Source organism: Anaeromassilibacillus sp. SJQ-5, from assembly GCF_054108045.1.
Genome location: NZ_JBPJWQ010000001.1, coordinates 713,817 through 730,168, shown reverse-complemented (window position 1 = coordinate 730,168; position 16,352 = coordinate 713,817). Strand labels below are relative to the sequence as shown.

Genomic DNA, 16,352 nt, shown 5'->3' with positions numbered 1-16,352 from the left:
TTATATCCATTCCATTCCTATCGTATCAGAGATAATTCCGGCGGGATTTTCCCTGTGGAAAACCCCGGATAGGAAAGGAATGGGGAAAGGAGCAGAATGGCACAACACGCAATTTTGCGGTTTGAGAAGCACAAGGGCAACCCGGCAAGGCCGCTGGAAGCCCATCACGAAAGACAGAAAGAACAATACGCCAGCAACCCCGACATTGACACAAGCCGGAGTAAATACAACTTCCATATCGTCAAGCCGGAGGGACGCTATTACCACTTCATTCAGAGCCGTATCGAGCAGGCTGGATGCCGGACGAGGAAAGACAGCACACGGTTTGTCGATACGCTGATAACCGCCAGCCCGGAGTTCTTCAAGGGGAAATCCCCAAAAGAGATACAGGCGTTCTTCCAAAGGGCGGCAGATTTCCTCATTGGCCGGGTAGGACGGGAAAATATCGTGTCGGCGGTGGTACACATGGACGAGAAAACGCCCCACCTGCATTTGACCTTTGTTCCGCTGACAAAGGACAACCGCCTGTGCGCTAAGGAGATTATCGGCAACCGGGCAAACCTGACGAAGTGGCAGGACGATTTTCACGCCTATATGGTGGAGAAATATCCCGACTTGGAGCGTGGGGAAAGTGCCAGCAAGACAGGCCGGAAGCATATCCCCACCCGGATTTTCAAACAGGCGGTTTCCCTCTCCCGGCAGGCAAGAGCCATTGAAGCCGCCCTTGACGGCATTAACCCGCTGAACGCCGGAAAGAAAAAAGAGGAAGCCCTCTCCATGCTGAAAAAGTGGTTCCCGCAGATGGAGAACTTCTCCGGGCAACTGAAAAAGTACAAGGTCACAATCAATGACCTGTTGGCGGAGAATGAGAAGCTGGAAGCAAGGGCAAAGGCCAGCGAAAAAGGAAAGATGAAAGATACGATGGAACGGGCAAAGCTGAAAAGCGAACTGGACAATTTACAGCGGCTGGTTGACCGTATCCCGCCGGATATACTGGCGGAACTGAAACGGCAGCAGCGGCACACGGTAAAGGAAAGGTGATAGATATAAGCAGAAATTTTCGCCGCCTTTGTGCGGCATTGTACCTTGAAAACTGAATATGGAGGACACTGGATGGCAAAAAGCGAAAGCGATATTTTCACACCCCGGACAGGGCAGGTCATACAAGCAGAGAACGGCACGCAGTATTTTGTATGTGGGAACAACCGTATAAAAATCTCCGAACACTTCGCCGCAGGCGGGAAGCCCCTCGGTGATCTGATTGTAGATGTGGTGCGGCATACCGCAGAAAAAGCCGCTTCAACCTGATAGCCCATCATTGATAACACGCCCACGCTTATGATATAATTGCCATAGAGCAAAAGTATTGTAAGCGTGGGTTGTTTCTTTAGAAGGAGGATTTTTAACGGTGAAACAACCTTACAATACTACGATTTACAACACGGCGCTTTATATGAGATTGAGCCGGGACGATGAAAACTATGGTGACAGCGTAAGCATTGAAACACAGCGGACAATCCTGCAACAGTACGCAAAGGAACAGGGGCTTCATGTAGTCGGTGAGTATGTGGACGATGGCTGGTCGGGGACGAACTTTGAACGGCCGGATTTTCAGCGCATGATGGACGATATGGAAGCCGGAAAAGTAAACTGCATTGTCACGAAAGACCTGTCCCGTTTCGGGCGGGAACATGTGATGATGGACTACTATCTGGAATTTCTGTTCCCGGAGAAACGGGTTCGCTACATCGCCGTTGCGGAGAATGAGGACACAGAGAAAGGGCTTTCCGATTTTGTCCCGTTCAAAAACCTGTTCAATGAATGGTTTGCGAAAGATACAAGCCGCAAGGTAAAGGCCGCTTTCAAAGCAAAGTTTGCCACAGGACAGCGTATCGGCGCCTATGCTCCCATCGGGTACAGGAAACACCCGGAAATCAAAAACAAGCTGATAATCGACGAGGAAACCCGCTGGATAGTGGAGAAGATTTTTGACCTTGCTATTCATGGCAGAGGGGCGGCCAGTATCACAAGAATACTGATTGCGGAAAAGGTTCCCACACCGGGATTTATCAACTTCCAGCGTGACGGGACTTTTGCAAACATCTATGCGGGTGCGCCGGAGGAAAAAAGCTACGCATGGACGATAGCCCAGGTCAAGAGCATTATGAAAGACGAAACCTATATCGGCCATACCATTCATTACCGGGAAACGAACATTTCCTTTAAGAACAAGCGGAGGGTACGCAAGCCCCAAAGTGAATGGGTGCGGGTGGAGAACACGCAGGAGCCGATTATCAGCGAGCAGGTTTTCCGGCAGGTACAGGAGCAGATAGCAAACCGCCGCAGGAAGTGCAAGGATGGTACAACGCAGATTTTTTCCGGATTGGTAAAATGTGCGGATTGCGGCTGGTCGCTGTCCTATGGGGAGAACAGGCAGAACAGCAAGCCTTACGGCCATTATCATTGTAGCAAGTACGGGCAGGGCACACGCCAATGCTCCATGCACTATATCCGTTATGATGTGCTTTATGCCTATGTCCTCTCCCGTCTGCAATACTGGTCGGGGCTGGTACAGCATGATGAAGAACGGCTCTTGAAGCAGCTGTTAAATGCCACTGATAAGGGACAGGCTGCCGCAAGAAAGAAGCAGGCCGCAGAACTGAAAAAGGCAGAGAAGCGAAAAGCCGAAGTCGATACTTTGTTTGCCCGGATGTATGAGGACTGGGCGGCGGGGCGTATCACGGAATACAACTTCTCTATGCTGTCCGGGAAGTACCAAAGCGAACAGGCTGAACTGGACGAAAAGATTGAACAGCTTCAATCCGCTATCGCCACTGAAAGCCAGAACGCCGTAGACGCAGAAAAATGGATTGCCTTGATGAAAGAGTGCGTCAATCCAACAGAACTGACCGCCGAACTTTTGAATATGCTGATTGAAAAAATCGTTGTCCATGAAGCGGTCAAAGGTGAGGACGGAAGCCGGGAACAGGAGGTAGAAATCTTCTACCGCTTTATCGGCAAAATTGATTGAATGATACCAATATCTTTAACTATGTGATACCGGGCTGTCCTATCCGGACATCGCGCTGGTGCCCGAGGTCTGCCGGCTGCTGGGCATCACGGAGCACGAGTTTTTCACCGCCTGCGACGACCTGCAGCACCGCCGGCAGAAGCGGGACGCGAAGCATTGGCGGCGGCTGACGCTTATCGGACAGGGCACGCTGTGCGGCGGGTACGCCGTCGCGCTGCTGACCTGCTTTATCTGCAATCTGGCGGTGGGGCATCGCCTCGACTGGTTCTTTATCGTGCTGACCTCCCTGCTGCTGGCGTTCAGCCTGACCTCTCTGCCGGTGTTCCTCAAGCGGGAGCGGGCGGTCATCAGCCTGAGCGCCGCGACGGGGAGCCTGCTGCTGCTGATTCTGACCTGCGGGCTGTACACGGGCGGGGGCTGGCTGGGCGCCGGCTTTTCCATTGTGGCGGCGTGTCTGGCGCTGCCCTGGGGGCTGTACGCCCAGTGGCGGTTCTACCCGAAGCACCGGCTGGAGCTGAGCCTGGGAATACTGACCGTGTGGACCTTCGGGCTGCTGGCGGTCATCTGCCTGGTCACGGGCGGGGACTGGCTGCTGCGGCTGGCCTTCCCCATCACGGCCTTCAGCTACGCCTTTGTGTGGGCGGTGTTCGCGGTGGCCCGGTGGACGCCGGTTAACGGGTGCATCAAAGCGGGGCTGTTCACGCTGCTGGCCGCGGCGGCGATGCCGGGCGGCACCTGGCTGGCCACCGCGCTGGCGGGGCCGGGAGCGACCGGCATCACCTTCGCCTCCTATTTCCATTGGGAGGGCGGGCTGCTGCACGACGGCATCGACGGCAGCATCACCGGCAACCGGCTGACCTTCGTCTGCCTGCTGGCGGCGGCGCTGGTACTGCTGATCATCGGGCTGGCGGTGGCCGTATCGCGGCGGAAAAGGAACCAATCGGCATGAAAAAAGCCCGGCGCGTCGGAGAGACGCACCGGGCTTTTTTCATGGGGCATTCGCGGGGCGGCAGGGCAGCCGCCCTTTTATCCCGCGGCTTCGAACTGGCTGTTGTACAGGGAGGCGTAGAAGCCCTGCTTTGCTAAGAGCGTTTCGTGGCTGCCACGCTCGACGATATCGCCGTCCCGCACCACCAGGATGAGATCCGCGCTGCGGATGGTAGAGAGCCGGTGGGCGATGACGAAGCTGGTCTTGCCCTTCATCAGGCGGGTCATGGCCTTTTGGATCTCCACCTCGGTGCGGGTGTCCACGCTGGAGGTGGCTTCGTCGAGGATCAGGATGGCGGGGTCGGTCAGCATGGCGCGGGCGATGGTGAGCAGCTGCATCTGGCCCTGAGACAGGTGGGAGGCCTCGCCGGAAATGACGGTGTCGTAGCCCGCCGGCAGGGTGCGGATGAAGTGATCGCAGCAGGCGGCCCGGGCGGCGGCCACGATCTCCTCGCGGGTCGCGTCCATCCGGCCGTAGGCGATGTTCTCCGCCACCGTGCCCTCGAACAGCCAAGTATCCTGCAGCACCATGCCGATATGGCGGCGCAGCGCGGCCCGCGGCAGGGCGGAGATGTCCTGCCCGTCGACCTCGATCACGCCGCCATTCAGCTCATAAAACCGCATGAGCAGGTTGATGAGGGTGGTTTTGCCGCCCCCGGTGGGGCCGACGATGGCCACCATGTCGCCCGGGCGCACCTCCAGGTTCACGTCCCGCATGAGCAGGCGATCCGGCGTATAGCCGAAGCGGACGCCGCGAAAGGCCACCCGGCCCTCGGTCAGGGGGGCGGGGAGCCCGGCGGGATCCGGCCGCTCCTCCTCCTCGTCCAGCAGGGCGAACACCCGCTCGGCCCCGGCGATGGCGGCCTGCAGGGAGGTGATGACATAGGAGGCCTGGGTCACCGGCTCGGAAATCTGATTGACGTACTGCAGAAAGGCCTGCACGCCGCCTAGAGTCATCCCGCCGGCCAGGGCGGACAGCCCGCCCGCCACGGCGACGGCCACGAAGCCCAGCTGGTTGAGCAGCCGGATGGAGGGGTAGATGGCGAAATCCGCGAACTGGGCCCGCCGGTTGGCCTCGAACTGGGCCTGGTTCAGGGCGGACACCTCCCCGACGGCCTCCTCCTGCCGGGAGAACACCTTGATCACCCGGTTGCCGGCATACAGCTCCTCCACCTTGGCGCTCAGGGCGCCCATGGCGGCCATATTCTCCGCGTAGCAGCGCTGGCTCCAGCGGGAGACATATTTGGTGGCCACGGCGCAGACCAGCACCGACACCAGGGTGACGAGGAACAGCAGGGGGCTGAGGATCAGCATGATGACGCAGGTGAGCAGAATGGTGAAGGCGGAGGAGATGAGCTGCATCAGCCCCACCTGCATGACGGAGGACACCTTTTCGAGATCGTTGGTGATCCGGCTGAGGATATCCCCCGTCTTATGGGAATCGAAGTAGCGCAGGGGCAGGCGGCCCAGCTTGCGGCTGATATCCTGCCGCAGGGACAGGGTCAGCTCCTCCCCGACGCTGGCGATGACATACTGCTGCACATAGGCGAGCAAAGAGCTGGCCGCCGAGGCCGCCAGCAGGAGCAGCACCGGCAGGAAAAGCGCCCCGGCCGCCAGGGACAGCTTCTGTTCGGCGGATGCGCCGCCGCGCAGCACGGCGAGAAGGTTATCCAGCGCCATGCCCACCAGCAGGGGGATGGCGGCGTAGGCCGCGCTGGACAGCAGGGTGGCGGCGGTAACCACCAGCAGCCGGCCCTTCTGCCGGCCCAGGCGGGACAGCAGCCGCCGGACGGTGGCTTTGGTATTCTGAGGCACATCCTCCATATAGAGGTCGTCCCTCGTCTTATTCTTCTTCATGTGTTCCGCCTCCTTGGGAATCCTTTTGCTGCGTTTGGCTGCGTACGATGGCGCGGTAAATCTCACAGGTTTCGAGCAGCTCCTCATGCCGGCCCCGGCCCACCAGCCGCCCCTCGTCCAGCACCAGGATCTGATCGGCGTCCAGAATGGTGCTGACCCGCTGGGCGATGATCAGCTTGGCGGCGCTCGTGCCGTAGGCGGTCAGGGCCCGGCGCAGGGCCGCGTCGGTTTTCACGTCCAGGGCGGAAAAGCTGTCGTCGAACACGTACACATCCGCCTGCTTGACCAGGGCGCGGGCTATCGCGAGCCGCTGCCGCTGGCCGCCGGAGAAGTTGGCGCCGCCCTGGGCCACCGGCGCCTGCAGCTGCAGAGGCAGCCGGGAGACGAAGCTCTCCGCCTGGGCTATCCGAAGAGCCTGCCAGAGCTCCTCGTCCGTGGCGTCCTCCCGGCCCATGCGCAGATTGTCCGCGATGGTGCCGCTGAACAGGAACGCCTTCTGGGGCACGCAGCCCACGGCGTCCCGCAGGCGGCGCTGGGACAGGGTGCGGACATCCGCCCCGTTCAGGCGGACGACGCCCGCGTCCACGTCGTGCAGGCGTAGCAGCAGCTCAGCCACGGTGCTCTTCCCCGCCCCGGTGCCCCCGATGACGGCGGTGGTCTCCCCCGCGCGGCATTGGAAGCTCAGATCCCGGATAACCGCTTCCTCCGCGCCGGGATAGGCGAAGGTCACATGCTCGAAGGAGACGGTGGGCGCGTCCTTCCGCCCCGTCTCATGGGGCGCGGCGGGCTCCCGGATGGCGGGCTCCATCTCCAGCACCTCCTCCAGCCGATCGAGGCAGGATCGCATTTTGGGCAGGGAGGCGCTGATGGCGGCGGCCATGATGAGGTAGCTGAGGGTGAGGATGGCGTATTCGGCCACGGCCGTAATCTGCCCCACCTCCAGCCGGCCGCCGACGGCCAGGGTGCCGCCCAGCCAGACCACGGCGGCCATGCACAGGCCGACGAGCAGCCACACGGCGGGATTCACCACGGCGAACAGCTTATTCAGACGGATCATGGTATCCGCGTAATCCCGATAGGCCCGGCCGGATCGCTCCGCCTCATAGTCCTCGTTGCCGAAGGCCCGGATGACGCGGGTGCCGGTAACCGCCTCCCGCACCACCTGGTTAATCCGATCCAAGCGAACCTGGATCTGCCGGGAGAGTCGGCCGGAGAGCTTGAGCATCAGGGCCGCGAAGGCAAGGAAAACCGCCACGCTGACAATCAGCACCAGCGCCAGGCGGGGGCTGGCGTGAATGGTCATGCCCACCGACGCCGCCGCGAGGATGGGCGCCGGAATGACCAGCTGCAGCACCAGGCCCACGGTGGTCTGCATGGTGGCGATGTCGGAGGTGGAACGGGTGACCATGGAGGAGACGCCCACCTCGTCGAATTCCCGCACGGACAGCTCCTGACTCTTGCGAAAGAGGCGGACGCGCATATCCCGGCCGAACAAGGCGGCCAGGTCAGCGGAGCACCAGCTCCCCCACACGGCCACGCCGGCGGACAGCAGGGACACGGCCAGCATCCAGCCGCCCAGGCGCAGCACGGCCCCCATATCCCCGGCCAGGATCCCGTCGTCCACCACGCCGGCGATGAGATACGGGATGAGCAGCGTGCCCACCGATTGCCCCAAAAGCAGCAGCAGGGTCAGGGCGACCTTCCCCCGGCGCTGCCGAATAAACAGCTTTAAGACCTTCATGGTTTCCTCCTGTTACCTTTCCGGTTTGCCTTTTGACCGGTTAAGTGGTATGATAAACCATAAAGTAACTTGAATGTCAAGAGGTTTTTTTCAAAAAGAAGGGACGCGGGATTATGAACCAGAAATCCACCATGCCCATCCGGGAGTTTGCCCGTCTGACCGGTATCCGTCCGGCCAATCTGCGCTTCTACGATCAAATCGGCCTGCTGTCGCCCGAGCTGCGGGGGGAAAACGGATACCGGTATTATTCCAGGCGGCAGCTGAGCACCGCGTATCTCATCAGTGATTTGCGGGATTTGGGGGTCGGGCTGGAGGAAATCAAGCGGTACGCCGGAGAGCGCTCCCCTCAGCAGATGCTGGCCCTGTTCGGCGAGCAGGACAAACGCATCCAGGCGGAGATGGACCGCCTGCGGGCCATGCGGGAGCTGATGCGGCTGCGCGCCGACATGGCGGCGGAGGCCCTGCGGCACGAGGACGGGACGCTGCTGCTGGCAGAGAAGGAACGAGAGCCCATTTTCCTGGGGCCCCCGCTGGAGCGCGGAACGCCGGAGGACGACGGCCTGCTGCAGACCTATGAGGCCGCGGCCGGACAGGGGGTGAACCTGAGCTTCCCGCTCGGGGCTGTCATGGCCCGGCAGGCCATGGAGACCGCCGACCTATCCGACGTGGCGCGGTATTATTTCAAGGTGCGCCGGGGCCACAACGCCTATAAGCCGGCGGGAACCTACGCCGTGGCCTACGGCCGGTGCGCCATGGGGCAGTCCGACGACTACTACGAGAGGCTGCTGCGCTTTATCCGGGATCGGGGGCTTGGCATCGCGGGCGACGCCTACGAGGAGTATCTTCTCGACGAGCTGTCCGTCCAGGATGAGACGCGCTACATGGTTCATCTGGAGGTGCCGGTGACCGCGGAACGCTGAAAAGCCCGCACCGGTGAAACGGCGCGGGCTTCAGCTTGTCGACAAAGTCGACAAGCTGCTGGACGGGGACGCCGGATCACGGCGGTTCACTGACGTTCACCTTGTTCCCTCTGTCCCCGCCAGTCCCACCCCTGCTCTTGAAAACCGGCGGAAACACGTGTGTTTCCGCCGGTTTTCGCCTATAAGGAGTGTTTGCGAGGCACATGTCCTCGCAAACACAAATCGGTAACCCGCCTCCGCTTTTTCATCTTCCGAATGGCGGATTCCCCTTTTTTGACAGCCTGAAGCCCGCACCGGTGAAACGGCGCGGGCTTTTGGGTGGGCGGATCAGTTCCGTTTCCAGGTGGCGGGGACGAACAGCAGCAGCATGGGAAACAGCTCCAGCCGGCCGGCGAGCATATCGAACATCAGCACGCATTTCGACAGGCCGGAAAAGGCGGAAAAATTGCTCATGGGCCCGACGATTTCCAGGCCGGGGCCGATGTTGTTGAGGGTGGCGGCCACGGAGGTGAAGCTGGTAATCAGATCGAAGTTATCCAGGGAAATCAGCAGAGTGGACAGGGCGAAGAGAAGAAAATACGCCGTCAGGAAGATGTTGATGGTGCGCAGGGTCTCGTGTTCCACCTTCTTGCCCTCCAGCTTGAGCATCCGGACATTGCGCGGGTGGATGAAGCGGGCCAGCTCCTTGGCCACGGCCTTGACGGCCACCACGATGCGGCTGACCTTGATGCCGCCGCCGGTGCTGCCGGCGCAGGCGCCCACGAACATGAGCAGCACCAGGATGGTGCGGGAAAAGCCGGGCCAGAGGTTGAAGTCCGATGTGGAAAAGCCGGTGGTGGTGATGATGGAGGCCACCTGAAAGGCGGTGTGATGGAACGCCTCCCACCAGGAGGAGAACAGCCCCCGCACATTGAGGGTGATCAGCCCGATGGCGGCGGCGATGATGATGAGATACCAGCGCATTTCCTCGCTTTTGAGCGCTTCCTTCGGCCGGCGGCGGATGAGCAGCAGAAAATAGACATTGAAGTTGATCCCAAACAGGATCATGAAGACGGTGACGATCCCCTGCTGCAGGACGGTGTAAGAGGCGAGGCCGCTGTTCAGAATGGCGAAGCCGCCGGTGCCGGCGGTGCCGAAGGCGATGGTGATGCTGTCGAACACGGGCATGCCGGTGGCCAGCAGCAGCAGGATTTCCGCCACCGTCATCACCAAATAGATGCCGTACAGGATGGTGGCGGTGCCCCGCAGGCGGGGGACCAGCTTGCTCACGGCGGGGCCGGGGCTTTCCGCCCGCAGGAGGTGGATGCTCTGCCCGCCCGCCATGGGGACGATAGCCAGCATGAACACCAGCACGCCCATGCCGCCGATCCAGTGGGTGAAGCTGCGCCAGAACAGCATGCAGCGGGACAGCGCCTCCACGTCGGTCAGGATGCTCGAGCCGGTGGTGGTGAAGCCGGACACGGTTTCGAACATGGCGTCGATGAAATGCGGGATTTCCCCGCTGATGACAAAGGGGAGGGCGCCGGTCACGCTGAGCAGGATCCAGCTCAGTGCCACGACGGCAAAGCCCTCCCGGGCGTAAAACGCCTTGTTGGCCGGCTTGCGGAAGGTGCACAGGACGCCGGCAATCAGCAGCGCGAAGGCGACGATCAGGAAGGAGAGCCCGGCGCTCTCCCTATAAATCAGGGCGGTCAGGCAGGGCAGAAGCATGAAGGCCGCTTCCAGGTTCATGACCCAGCCCAGCATATAGATGATCATGGTACCGTTCATGAAAACCCATCCACTCCTCCGCCCGCGGGCGGTACAAATAATCGGAAAAGCCGTGCGGGGCGGCCCTCACGCGCGCAGAATGTCCCCCAGATCGCTCAGACCGGTGTTGGTGGTGACCACGACCACCGTGTCCCCCAGCTCCAGCGTATCCTTGCCGCTTGGGGTGATAATCCGCCCCTGCCGGTTGATGCAGGCGACCAGCAGGTTGTTCCGCAGAGGCAGGGTTTCCAGGGGCTGGCCCAAAAAGGAAGTCTTTTCCCTGACCCGGAACTCCAGCGCCTCCACCTGATTGTCCACGATTTTATACAGGGTCTCCACATTGCTGCCCAGCGAGTTCTGCATGGCGCGGACATACCGCACGATATGCTCGGCGGTGATGAATTTGGGCGAGATGATGCTGCCGAGCGGCATACTCGAGACAATTTCCTCCAGGGCCAGACGGTTGATTTTGGTGATCAGCTTGGCCTTGGACTTGGCGCCGGCGTACAGGGAGAGCAGGACGTTCTCCTCGTCCACGTCGGTCAGAGAGGCGAAGGCGTCCATCCGGGACAGCCCTTCCTCGGCAAGAAGCTCCCGATCGGTGCCGTCCCCCTGGAGGATCATGGCCTCGGGCAGCAGCTCGCTGAGCTCCTCGCAGCGCGTCTTGTTCATCTCGATAATCTTGACCTGGATGCCGTCCTCGATGAGCTGGCGGGCGAGATAATAGGTGATCTTGCCGCCGCCGACGAGCATGGCGGTGTTCACCCGGCCGGCGGTGACCCCGGCCTTGCGGAAAAACTCGACGGCTTTGCGTGGGGAGGCGACGATGGACACGCGGTCGCCCTGCCGCAGGACATAATCGCCGGTGGGGATTTCCACCGCGTCCCCCCGCTCCACGGCGCAGACCAGCACGCGGGTGCGCAGGCGCGAGGAGATGTCCCGAATCCGCATGCCGTCCAGCGCCGAGGCGGCCGGGATATGCAGCTTCAGGATTTCCACCCGCCCCTTGGCGAAGGTATCGATTTTGATAGCCGACGGAAACCGGAGCAGCTGCGCGATTTCCGCCGCGGCGGCAAACTCCGGATTGATGACCATGGACAGGCCCAAATCCTCCTGCACCAGGCGGATTTCCTGCGAATATTCCGGGTTGCGCACCCGGGCGATGGTGTTGCGCACCCCGACCTTTTTGGCGATGAGGCAGCACAGCAGATTCAGCTCGTCCGTGGTGGTGACGGCGATGAGCAGATCCGCCGTGGCGGCCCCCGCTTCCCTGAGCACCGCGTCGCTCGCGCCGTTGCCCGCCACGCCGATGAGATCCAGCGTGTTGGTGACCCCTTGCAGCACCTCGGGATTCTTCTCAATCAGCACGATTTCGTGCTTCTCCCGGTTTAGCTGCTCGGCCAGCGTGGTGCCTACCTTGCCGCAGCCCACGATGACAATACGCATGACGCCCCGTCCTCCCGTATCCCTCTCCCGGCAGGCGCCGGGGGTAGTACGGGAACACTATAGCACAGCCGGCCGCGGAAAGAAAGGGCTCGGGCGGCTTTTCGGTGAAATCAGCCGAATTTAGGCGGAAGAAATGGATAAAATGAGGCGGTCTGAAGGGGACACGGGGCGTTCCGGCGGAGACGGCGGGACGGCGGATTTGACACTTGACAACCGGGGCCGGGATGCGTATAATGAGACAAAGACACCTTTTCCCCAATAGCGCAAAGACGTTGACGGGAATAAGATACGGGCGCACGCGCGCAGAGAGCCGGCGGAAGGTGCAAGCCGGAGGCGGAGCCCGTATGGATAGCTCATCCCTGAGTCGCCCACCTGAACTCCGGCGCCGGAGCTAGGGCGGGACGTGTGGCCCCGTTACCGGCCGGAGCCTTTGCCGAGGCTCGCTGAGGGACGCCTGCGGGCGTCCGAATGTGGGTGGTACCACGAGCGATTTGTCGCCCGTCCCTGTTTTTCGGGGACGGGCGTTTTTGTATTCTTATTAAGGAGGTTTTCGCTGTGAAACCGTCATATCAAAAGTATCGGCCCTTCGAGCAAATCCAGCTTCCCGACCGGCAATGGCCGGACCGCGTCATCGACAAAGCGCCCGTCTGGTGCAGCGTCGACCTGCGGGACGGCAACCAGGCGCTGGTCGATCCCATGAACCTGCAGCAGAAACTGGAGTTTTTCAAGGCCCTGTGCGACATGGGCTTTAAGGAAATTGAAATCGGCTTCCCCTCCTCCTCGGAAACGGAATATGAAATCTGCCGGGAGCTCATCGAGGGCGGCCATATTCCGGACGACGTGACCATCCAGGTGCTGGTGCAGGCCCGGGAGCATCTGATCCGCAAGACCTTCGACGCCATCAAGGGCGCGAAAAACGTCATCGTCCATTTTTACAATTCCACCTCCACGCTGCAGCGCAAGGTGGTGTTCCAGAAGGACATGGCGGGCATCATCGACATCGCCGTCGCGGGCGCCAAGCTCATCCGGGAGCTGACCGAGGCATACGAGGGCGACACCCATATCCGCTACGAGTATTCCCCCGAGAGCTTCTCCGGCACCGAGATGGACAACGCGGTGGACATCTGCGCCGCCGTCATGGAGGCGCTGGGCAGCACCAAGGAGAACCCGGTGATCCTCAACCTCCCCAACACGGTGGAGATGTGCACCCCCAACACCTACGCCGACCAGGTGGAGTATTTCATCCGGCATCTGCCCAACCGGGAGGCGGCGATTATCAGCATCCATCCCCACAACGACCGGGGCACAGGCGTGGCGGCCACAGAGCTGGCGCTGCTGGCCGGGGCCGAGCGGGTGGAGGGCACCCTGTTCGGCAACGGGGAGCGCACCGGCAACCTGGACATCGTGGTGGTCGGGCTGAACATGTTCACCCAGGGGGTGGATCCCCGGCTGGATTTCAGCAATCTGCCCGCCTACCGGGAGCTGTACGAGCGGTGCACCAAGATGCACATCCCCGAGCGGCAGCCCTATGTGGGCGAGCTGGTGTTCACCGCCTTCTCCGGCTCCCATCAGGACGCCATCAACAAGGGCACCATTTACATGCGGGAGCACAACAGCGACTACTGGGAGATCCCCTATCTGCCCATTGACCCGGCGGACGTGGGCCGGCAGTACGAGCCCATTATCCGCATCAACTCCCAGTCGGGCAAGGGCGGCGCGGCCTTCGTCATGCAGAACGCCTTCGGGTACAACCTGCCCAAGGCCATGCATCCGGAATTCGGCGCGCTGGTCAAAGCGGAATGCGACCGGCTGGGCCGGGAGGTGTCCGCCGACGAGCTGTTCGGCGTGTTCCGCCAGCACTATATCGATGTGCCCCGGAAGGTGGATCTGCGCGCCCACAGCTTTGTGGAGGACGCGGACAGCGTGCGGTTCACCGGCGTGCTGGTTTCCGACGGGAAGGAAACGGCCCTGTCGGGCAGCGGCAACGGCCCCATCGACGCCTTCTTCAACGCCCTGCAGGCGGCCCACATGACCCGGTACGAGTTCCTGTCCTATCACGAGCATGCGATCTCCTCCGGCTCGGACTCCAAGGCCATCGCCTACATCCAGCTGAAAAAGCCGGACGGCAAGCCGATTTTCGGCGTGGGCATCGAGAACAACATCAACCTCGCGTCGGTCAGGGGCGTTCTGTGCGCCATCAACCGGGCCGAGGCGGGAGAATAAGCCTAAAAAATGCCCCCGGTTCCGCAAGGAACCGAGGGCATTTTCTTATGGTTTGAGCGCTTCGTAGGCGTCCCGCACGGTGCGCACGCCGACCAGCTCGATATCGCCGCGCTTTTGCAGGGATTTCAGGTTATGATAGGGCAGGATGACCTTGGTGAAGCCCAGGCGGGCGGCTTCCCCGACGCGGGCTTCGGCGTTGGAAACCGACCGCACCTCGCCGGCCAGGCCCACCTCGCCGAAGGCCAGGATCCCCTCCCCCACCGGCGTGTCCTTGAGGCCGGACACCAGGGACAGGGCCACCGGCAGATCGGCCGCGGGCTCGTCCAGCCTGAGGCCGCCGACGACGTTGATGTAGGCGTCCAGGTTGGAGAAGAAATAGCCCGCCCGCTTTTCCAGCACCGCCAGCAGGAGATTGAGGCGGTTGTTGTCAAAGCCGGTGGACATCCGCCGGGGATTGCCGAAGCCGGTGGGCGACACCAGGCCCTGCACCTCGGCCAGCAGGGGGCGGCTGCCCTCCATGGCGCAGGCGACGCAGGTGCCGCTGACATTGGTCAGGCGGCCGGACAGCATCATCAGGGAGGGGTTCTCCACCTCGGCCAGCCCCTTGTCCCGCATCTCGAACACGCCGATTTCGTTGGTGGATCCATAGCGGTTCTTCACACACCGCAGCATCCGGTAGCTGGTATGGCGGTCGCCCTCGAAGTAGAGCACGCAGTCCACGATATGCTCCATCACCTTGGGGCCGGCGATGGCGCCGTCCTTGTTGACATGGCCCACGATGAACACCGGGGTATCGACGCTTTTGGCCGCCCGCATGATGGCGGAGGTGCATTCCCGCACCTGGGTGACGCTGCCGGGCGAGGAGGCCACGTCCGCCAGGCTCATGGTCTGGATGGAGTCGATGATGACGATGTCGGGCTTCTCAGAGAAAATCGTCTCGATGATGGCGCCCACGTCGGTCTCGCACAGCACGAACAGCCGCTCGCTGTGCACGCCCAGCCGGTCGGCCCGCAGCTTGAGCTGCCGGGCCGATTCCTCGCCGGAGACGTACAGGATGTTGAGCCGCTGCCCCAGATGCTCGCAGATTTGCAGCAGCAGGGTGGATTTACCGATGCCGGGGTCGCCGCCGATGAGCATCAGCCCGCCCCGCACGATGCCGCCGCCCAGCACCCGATCCAGCTCCTTCAGGCCGGTTTTATACCGCTGCTCCCCCTCGGGGTTGATGTCCCCAATCCGCCGGGGCTGCGCCCTCACAGCGGAGGACGCCCCGGCGGGGGCCGCCGCGCGCTGGGGGGCGCGCACCTCCTCGTTCATGGTGTTCCACTGCCCGCAGGAGGGGCATTTGCCGTACCATTTGGGCGATTCGCTGCCGCATTCCGCGCAGACGAACACCGCTTTCGCTTTCTGTGCCATTTCCAGTCCTTGCCTTTCGTCACGTTTCTATAACCCGTACTGCAGCAGCCCATTCAGGATGGCCAGGGCCATCTGATGCTGATAGTCCGGGTTTTTCAGCTTGGCCAGCTCCCCCTCGTTGGACAAAAAGCCGCATTCCACGAACACCGCGGGCACCTTGGCCTTATCCAGCAGGAAGATGTTGCTGTCCGCCTTTTTCATCTCCCGGGTATTTTTCGGCTGCAGCAGCCCGACCACGCTTTCCCGGATAGAGGAGGCGATCCCCTCGCTTTCCGGGCAGTTGGCGGAGTAAAACAGCTGGGTACCGAAATACTGGGTTTGGGGGAACTTATTGGTATGGATCCCCACCGCCGCCTTGGCCTTGTCGTACAGGGCCAGCCGGTTATGCATGTCGCTGACCTTCTGCTCCCTCAGGGTGCGGGCGGAATCGCTGTGCACCGAAATGTCGGTATCCCGGGTCATTTTCACCGGGTAGCCGCAGACCTTGAGCATATCGTTCAGGGGCAGGGCCACGGCCAGGTTGATGTCCTTTTCCAGGGTGCCGTCCGCCGCCTGGGCGCCGCCGTCGGCCCCGCCGTGGCCCGGGTCGATGAGGATATACCCCGTGTCGGCCGGCATGCCGGCCTCGGTGCTGGCGGCCAGGGTAATCTGCATCACTGCGATGAACACCGCCACCACCGCGCAGCCCGCCAGGGGAAGGGCCGACCACTGCCACAGCTTCCGGACGGCGTCCCGGCGCGCGGGGCGGCGGGGCGCGCCCTCCCGGCGTTCCGGGCGATGAGAGGCCCTGTCCCGGCTGTTCCTGATGATCCGCATGTCAACCACCCATTCTTTCGTGTAAACTGAAAGGGGGCGGTTTCGGCAGCCGTCCATGGAACGCACCGGCTGTTCCGCCCCCGTGCCATACTTATGAGAACGGCGGGCGGATTATTCGTCGCGGACAAAGGGGGACGGCCAAGCGGCTACTGGTTCAGTATACCACCGG

Annotated in this window: 12 protein-coding genes; 6 read left to right on the top strand and 6 right to left on the bottom strand. The window is 61.9% G+C overall.

Translation table 11 applies throughout. The features are described 5' to 3' along the window. Positions 1-96 precede the first annotated feature (96 nt). The 4 genes from mobV to ACSAMM_RS02935 all read left to right on the top strand — a co-directional run bounded on the left by mobV (position 97) and on the right by ACSAMM_RS02935 (position 3,980). Positions 97-1,041, top strand: coding sequence for a MobV family relaxase (gene mobV / locus ACSAMM_RS02950; RefSeq protein WP_002584983.1), 945 nt, complete (start codon positions 97-99; stop codon positions 1,039-1,041). A 72-nt stretch (positions 1,042-1,113) separates the two neighbouring features. Then, on the top strand, positions 1,114-1,308 hold the full coding sequence (locus ACSAMM_RS02945) for a hypothetical protein (protein WP_002334813.1): 195 nt from the start codon (positions 1,114-1,116) through the stop codon (positions 1,306-1,308). 100 nt (positions 1,309-1,408) lie between these two features. Further along, the gene (locus ACSAMM_RS02940) at positions 1,409-3,031 is read left to right on the top strand and encodes a recombinase family protein (protein WP_002584982.1); all 1,623 of its coding nucleotides are present in this window, start codon (positions 1,409-1,411) and stop codon (positions 3,029-3,031) included. 58 nt (positions 3,032-3,089) lie between these two features. Continuing rightward, on the top strand, positions 3,090-3,980 hold the full coding sequence (locus tag ACSAMM_RS02935) for a hypothetical protein (protein ID WP_457789638.1): 891 nt from the start codon (positions 3,090-3,092) through the stop codon (positions 3,978-3,980). 77 nt (positions 3,981-4,057) lie between these two features. Here the strand turns inward: ACSAMM_RS02935 and ACSAMM_RS02930 are convergent, their stop codons facing one another. After that, positions 4,058-5,875, bottom strand: a complete 1,818-nt coding sequence (locus ACSAMM_RS02930; RefSeq protein ID WP_457789636.1) for an ABC transporter ATP-binding protein — start codon at positions 5,873-5,875, stop codon at positions 4,058-4,060. Then, positions 5,862-7,616: an ABC transporter ATP-binding protein gene (locus ACSAMM_RS02925; RefSeq protein ID WP_457789634.1), complete on the bottom strand. Its 1,755-nt coding sequence runs from the start codon at positions 7,614-7,616 to the stop codon at positions 5,862-5,864. The genes ACSAMM_RS02930 and ACSAMM_RS02925 overlap by 14 nt, the downstream gene beginning before the upstream one ends. Before the next feature lie 113 nt (positions 7,617-7,729). On the opposite strand from ACSAMM_RS02925, the gene ACSAMM_RS02920 reads away from it, so the two are divergent. Then, a complete protein-coding gene (locus ACSAMM_RS02920) occupies positions 7,730-8,536 on the top strand; it encodes a MerR family transcriptional regulator (RefSeq protein ID WP_457789632.1) in 807 nt (268 codons plus the stop codon). A gap of 327 nt (positions 8,537-8,863) precedes the next feature. Here the strand turns inward: ACSAMM_RS02920 and ACSAMM_RS02915 are convergent, their stop codons facing one another. Both ACSAMM_RS02915 and trkA read right to left on the bottom strand, forming a co-directional pair. Continuing rightward, entirely contained in the window at positions 8,864-10,306 is a 1,443-nt protein-coding gene (locus ACSAMM_RS02915) for a TrkH family potassium uptake protein (RefSeq protein WP_457789630.1), read from the bottom strand. A gap of 66 nt (positions 10,307-10,372) precedes the next feature. After that, entirely contained in the window at positions 10,373-11,731 is a 1,359-nt protein-coding gene (gene trkA / locus ACSAMM_RS02910; protein WP_178722039.1) for a Trk system potassium transporter TrkA, read from the bottom strand. A 555-nt stretch (positions 11,732-12,286) separates the two neighbouring features. Between trkA and leuA the strand changes: the two genes are divergently transcribed. Next, positions 12,287-13,954 (top strand): 2-isopropylmalate synthase, encoded by a 1,668-nt coding sequence (gene leuA / locus ACSAMM_RS02905; protein ID WP_178722037.1) that lies wholly within the window; start codon positions 12,287-12,289, stop codon positions 13,952-13,954. Positions 13,955-13,999: 45 nt separating this feature from the next. Here leuA and radA read toward each other — a convergent pair whose 3' ends face one another. Both radA and ACSAMM_RS02895 read right to left on the bottom strand, forming a co-directional pair. Next, positions 14,000-15,367: a DNA repair protein RadA gene (radA, locus tag ACSAMM_RS02900; RefSeq protein WP_178722035.1), complete on the bottom strand. Its 1,368-nt coding sequence runs from the start codon at positions 15,365-15,367 to the stop codon at positions 14,000-14,002. A 27-nt stretch (positions 15,368-15,394) separates the two neighbouring features. Next, complete coding sequence (locus ACSAMM_RS02895) at positions 15,395-16,183, bottom strand: N-acetylmuramoyl-L-alanine amidase (protein WP_457789627.1); 789 nt, start codon at positions 16,181-16,183, stop codon at positions 15,395-15,397. Positions 16,184-16,352 lie beyond the last annotated feature (169 nt).